The organism is Streptomyces sp. NPDC102258 (assembly GCF_055584685.1).
In genome coordinates, this window is record NZ_JBVJLO010000063.1 from 1 (window position 1) to 3,239 (window position 3,239).

At 72.3% G+C, this 3,239-nt stretch carries 4 protein-coding genes; 1 reads left to right on the forward strand and 3 read right to left on the reverse strand.

The annotated features are described in order from the left end of the window. Positions 1-393: 393 nt before the first annotated feature. Positions 394-1,401 carry a stage II sporulation protein M gene (locus tag ACZ6ZT_RS35090; RefSeq protein WP_469724496.1) on the reverse strand — a complete coding sequence of 336 codons (1,008 nt, stop codon included), beginning with the start codon at positions 1,399-1,401 and terminating at the stop codon, positions 394-396. Positions 1,402-1,512: 111 nt separating this feature from the next. Between ACZ6ZT_RS35090 and ACZ6ZT_RS35095 the strand changes: the two genes are divergently transcribed. Further along, complete coding sequence (locus ACZ6ZT_RS35095; protein ID WP_469724497.1) at positions 1,513-2,397, forward strand: RDD family protein; 885 nt, start codon at positions 1,513-1,515, stop codon at positions 2,395-2,397. Here the strand turns inward: ACZ6ZT_RS35095 and ACZ6ZT_RS35100 are convergent. Together ACZ6ZT_RS35100 and ACZ6ZT_RS35105 are read right to left on the reverse strand one after the other, a co-directional pair. Continuing rightward, positions 2,394-3,029 carry a hypothetical protein gene (locus ACZ6ZT_RS35100; RefSeq protein ID WP_469724498.1) on the reverse strand — a complete coding sequence of 212 codons (636 nt, stop codon included), beginning with the start codon at positions 3,027-3,029 and terminating at the stop codon, positions 2,394-2,396. The two genes, ACZ6ZT_RS35095 and ACZ6ZT_RS35100, sit on opposite strands and share 4 nt — an antisense overlap. Before the next feature lie 113 nt (positions 3,030-3,142). Further along, positions 3,143-3,239 (reverse strand): adenosylhomocysteinase (locus ACZ6ZT_RS35105; protein ID WP_469724499.1); only part of this gene is annotated, 97 nt, incomplete at its 5' end.

Consider the following 3,239-nt stretch of genomic DNA (forward strand, 5'->3'; position numbering starts at 1 on the left):
ACGGACGCTTCCTTTGTACTCACCCTCTCGGGCTTTCCTCCGGGCTTTCGTTCTGCTCTTTCCTGCGTTTCCGACTCTATCAGACTCTTTCGTGTCCGATTTCCTCGGTGCTTTCGAGGTTCTGCGCTTTCGCGCTTTCCCTTTCCGGCGAGTGCGACTCTATCAGAAGTTTTCCACCGGATTTCCCGGCTTCGATTCCTGAAAGAAGAGTCGACTGTGCCCCAGTGGAATTCAATTCCTTGGGGGCGAGAGAGATGTTAGACCATCGCTGCCGAACTTGTCCAGTTCGAGGCAACCGTTCGAATCTACCTCCCCACAGCCACCGTGTCAACAGTGTTTGCGGGACGACGAGGAGACTAGCAGCTCCGCTCGTCCCGGCGCACATCGCGCACGTCAGGCCGCCGTAGGGAGGGTGGCCGTGCGGTCGGCTTCCTCCACGTCGCCTACCTCGCCCTCGCGGGCGGCGCGGCCGCCCAGGACGTAGACGTACGTCAGGAAGGCGGCCTCGGCGGCGACGCCGATGGTGATGCGGGCCCAGGTGGGGAGGCCGGAGGGGGTGACGAAGCCTTCGATCAGGCCCGAGACGAAGAGGACCGCGGCCAGGCCGATGGCCATGCCGAGGGCGGCGCGGCCCTGTTCGGCGAGGGCCGTGCGGCGGGTGCGGGGGCCCGGGTCGATGACCGTCCAGCCGAGGCGCAGGCCGGTGCCGGCGGCGACGAAGACGGCGGTCAGTTCGAGCAGGCCGTGCGGGAGGATCAGGCCGAGGAACACGTCGAGACGGCCGGCCGAGGCCATCAGGCCGATGCCGACACCGAGGTTCGCCATGTTCAGGAAGAGGATCCAGAGCACCGGAAGGCCGAGGAAGGCGCCGAGGACCAGGCAGACGGCGGCGGCCTGGGCGTTGTTCGTCCACACCTGGGCGGCGAACGAGGCCGCCGGGTGGCTGGAGTAGTACGTCTCGTACTCGCCGCCCGGCCGGGTGAGTTCCTTCAGGTGGTCGGGGGCGGCTATCGCGCCCTGGACCTCGGGGTGGGTGGCTATCCACCAGCCGATGAGGACGCCGACCGCCGTGGAGATCAGGGCCGCGGGTATCCACCAGCCGCGGCTGCGGTACATCGCCGCGGGGAAGCCCGTCGTGAAGAAGCGTGCCGCGTCGCGCCAGCTGGAGCGGCGGGTGCCGGTCACCGTGGCGCGGGCGCGGGCGACGAGCTGGGTGAGCCGGCCCGTGAGCATCGGGTCGGGGGCGCTCGACTGGATGAGGGAGAGGTGGGTGGAGGTGCGCTGGTAGAGCGCGACGAGTTCGTCGGCCTCCGCTCCCGTCAGCCGCCGGCCGCGGCCGAGGAGCTGCTCCAGTCGCGCCCATTGCGCCTGGTGGGCCGCCACGAACACGTCGAGGTCCATCCGGTTACCGCTCCCCTGCCCCAGGCCACCCGATTCGGCTTACTTCTCGTGTGGTCAGCTTGGCAGACTGGAGCGCACAGGGGCGGGTCAGGTCGGTGAAAGGTGCACGCGGTGAGCGGTCTGGTGACGGGGGACGCGGTCGTCCTGGGGTTGCGGCCGGCGAGGCTGCCGAGCCGGGCGCTGGCGATTCTGCTCGACCTCGCCGTGTACGGAGCCGGGTACGTGATCGTCTCCCTCGCCCTGGTGTTCACGACGTACGGCTTGGACGAGGCCGCGGGGGCCGCGGTGTCGGTGGCGAGTTTCGTGCTGATCCTGGTCGGGGTGCCGATCGCCGTGGAGACGCTGACGCACGGGCGTTCGCTGGGGAAGCTGGCCTGTGGGCTGCGGGTGGTGCGCGAGGACGGCGGCCCGATCCGGTTCCGGCACGCGCTGGTGCGCGGGGCGATGGGGGTGGTGGAGCTGCTGATGACCTTCGGGACCGTGGCCTGCATCGCCTCGCTGGTCTCGGAGCGGGGGCGGCGGATCGGTGACGTGTTCGCGGGGACGCTGGTGATACGGGAGCGGGTGCCCGGGGCGCGGGTGATGCCCGTGCCCCCGCCGCCGCCGTGGCTGGCGGGCCGGTTCTCCGGGCTGGACCTCTCGGCGGTGCCGGACGGGCTGTGGCTGGCGATCCGCCAGTACCTGACGCGGATGAACCAGCTGGATCCGTACACCGGTGCCGCGATGGCGGCGCGGCTCGCGGACGATGTGGTGGCCCGGACCGGGACGCCGCCGCCGGCCGGGGTGCCGGCCGCCGCGTTCCTGATGGCGGTGGTGCACGAGCGGCAGACGCGGGACGCCGCGCGGGCCTTCGCGCAGGCGGGTCCGGCTCCGGCGCCGGTGGCCGGGCCGGTGGGTCCGTATCCCGCCGCGGCCGTGGCGCCGGTGCCGGTGCCGCCCGTTGTGCCGTCCGTCGAGCCCCCCGTGCGCGGGAGCGGGTTCGCGCCGCCCGGCTAGAGCGTCTCCGGGTCGCCTTCGGGGAAGGCGGAGGGCGGGGTTTCCAGGTGTTCGAGTTCGATGCCGGGGGCGGAGAGGACCACGTCCCCGGCGAGGTGGACGGTGTGGACCTCGCCGGTGTCGAGCGCGGTGATCCGGTACTCGTCCACCACCAGCGGGCCGCTGTCCGTCGGGTGCTCCGCGCGGGAGAGCAGGGCCCAGGCCTGGTCGACCGTACGGGCCGCGAGGACCGGGTCGGTGAGCGCGACGAGGCGGACGCGGGTCGCCGGGGCGCCGGGGGCCAGGCGCAGCAGGCGGGCGGTGGCGATGAGGAAGGCCGGCGAGGTGCCGGTGAAGCCGGGGGCGCGGACGTTGCCCTCGGTGGCCTCGGCTCCCGCGGGGTCGGTGCGGACCCAGGTGACGCCGTCGATGGCGGCGCCGCGGACCTGCCAGCCGGAGGCGTTCAGTTCGAGGCGGATGGGGCGGCCGAGTGCGTCGACGGCCAGGTCGACCGAGCCCCGGTGGCCGCCGTCGGGGTGGGTCAGCTGGGCGACGTAGCGCCAGCCCGAGGGGCCGGGGGCGCAGTGGAAGTGCTCCTCGCCGAGGGGGGTGTGGTCGTGCGGGTCGTGGAGCGAGTAGCGGCCGCGGGGCATGGGGTGTGGTCCTTGCGTGCGTACGGGAGGTCGTACGGGGTACGGGGCAGGCCCCCGGCGGAGGTGCCGGGGGCCTGGCTCGGTGCTCGGGATCCGCGGGAGCGGTGTGCGGATCAGTAGCGGTAGTGGTCCGGCTTGTACGGGCCCTCCACCTTGACGCCGATGTAGGCGGCCTGCTCCGGGCGCAGGGTGGTGAGCTTGACGCCGAGG

What these genes read in the sequence shown, in the direction of transcription:
- ACZ6ZT_RS35090 (WP_469724496.1), bottom strand. Translation starts at nt 1,401, where the DNA reads ATGGACCTCGACGTGTTCGTGGCGGCCCACCAGGCGCAATGGGCGCGA.
- ACZ6ZT_RS35100 (WP_469724498.1), bottom strand. Translation starts at nt 3,029, where the DNA reads ATGCCCCGCGGCCGCTACTCGCTCCACGACCCGCACGACCACACCCCC.